Consider the following 1511-nt stretch of genomic DNA (forward strand, 5'->3'; position numbering starts at 1 on the left):
TCATATTTCTTATATTTTCATGGATGTTGAAGGGCTTGTTGAGATGCACCAAATCAGCATGAAGATATTTAATGCGATGATGAATTTGTTTTAACATTAACAAAATGTTATTTGGGAATGTTTTTTATCAAATCTCATACATACTGACAATAATATCAATACCCGAGTTTTTTAGCCTATTAAGCCTTGACTTAAAGCTGGAAGAAAAGGAGATATAACTGCTACATGCTCTCCCAAACTTTGAATAAAACGCGTGTATTTTGTACTAAAACTTTCTTTTCCCATACTTTGTTCAAGATCGTCTACCTGGTTTAAAAGTAAACTTATTTCGTTTTCTTTGAAGTCTTGTTTTTTCAATTCATTTTTAATTTCATCAAACAAATTTGCATCACTTAATGAAATATTAATGGAATTATCAGTCGAACTTTCATTATATCTAGAGTTGGGAGCATTAAAATAATTATTAACTGTTTTATTAAAAGGTAATTTTTTTTCTTTAGCTGTTGCTTTTCTAACATCACATTGATAATGAGACTCAAATCCAGCAAATGCTTCGTAATACCCTCTATCAATTACTTCATATTTTTCAGTTGCACCGTTAGACATAGTACGGAATAAAAAATCACCTTCTTCAATAAGCAACGTACCATCAGAAATGAAAATCTTATTTTTTTGAACATCCGCACTAATATTTTCTACTACTTCGCCATTTGCTTTCTTTAAAGTTACTTTGTCATTAAAAAATTTTGAACTAAAACGCATATCTATCCCTCACTATAATATGTTAAATCTATCTTCTATATAATTCTTCAAAATTAACTACTGAATTGTTAAAGCATATTGAAATCCGTTTGTCTTACGATTCTGATCATAAACTTTTAAAGGTAAATCTGCTTTAGGCATCCAAGCACGACCTATTTCCACATTAATTGCTACTGGTGCAGCTGGAAAGATATTAATCTCATTCTCTTCCCCATGTCTATATTTTATTTCGTTTAATAGTTCTCGAAACACCTTTTTGAAATCACTTAATTGCTTTTTAGATTTCAGAAAATCATTTGATGGAGCATCAATGGTAAACGTCCATATTGATGTGTTTTCTCCAAGAACTTTTAAAATTCTATCCTCAGCGATTGAAGCACTCAAGGAAACAATTAACGCTATTTTTTCTTTAAACTCCGAAGGCTTTTTTATTATATATTCAGCTTTTACATCTTCTTCTGGCCATATCCAGGTGGAATCAGGTTCTCTTTGTCTTTGAAATACATCTACAATTGGTATATCTGAAAACATTGTCCCTAACTCTATCAAAAGTGGCTGAGGTGCTATCCCAAACAAAGAAATATGTTTTACATCATGTGATGATAAAAGGGGTACTATCTTTTCTTTAAATTGAATTTGCAGATTACGACTTTCCAATTCCCAAAAAAATTTGTCTTCATCTCTAAATGAACTATTATCTAAATTTAAAGATATAAAAAATTCATTAGCTGGATAGCGGTTTTCTTTTW

Annotated in this window: 2 protein-coding genes; both read right to left on the reverse strand. The window is 30.2% G+C overall.

The features are described 5' to 3' along the window. Positions 1-171: 171 nt before the first annotated feature. Positions 172-762: a hypothetical protein gene (locus QI30_RS19975; RefSeq protein WP_126992151.1), complete on the reverse strand. Its 591-nt coding sequence runs from the start codon at positions 760-762 to the stop codon at positions 172-174. A 57-nt stretch (positions 763-819) separates the two neighbouring features. Next, on the reverse strand, positions 820-1511 hold a 692-nt coding region (locus QI30_RS19980), incomplete at its 5' end, for an SAVED domain-containing protein (protein ID WP_126992162.1).

This window comes from Candidatus Kurthia intestinigallinarum (genome assembly GCF_003991225.1).
GTDB classification, from domain to species: domain Bacteria; phylum Bacillota; class Bacilli; order Bacillales_A; family Planococcaceae; genus Kurthia; species Kurthia populi.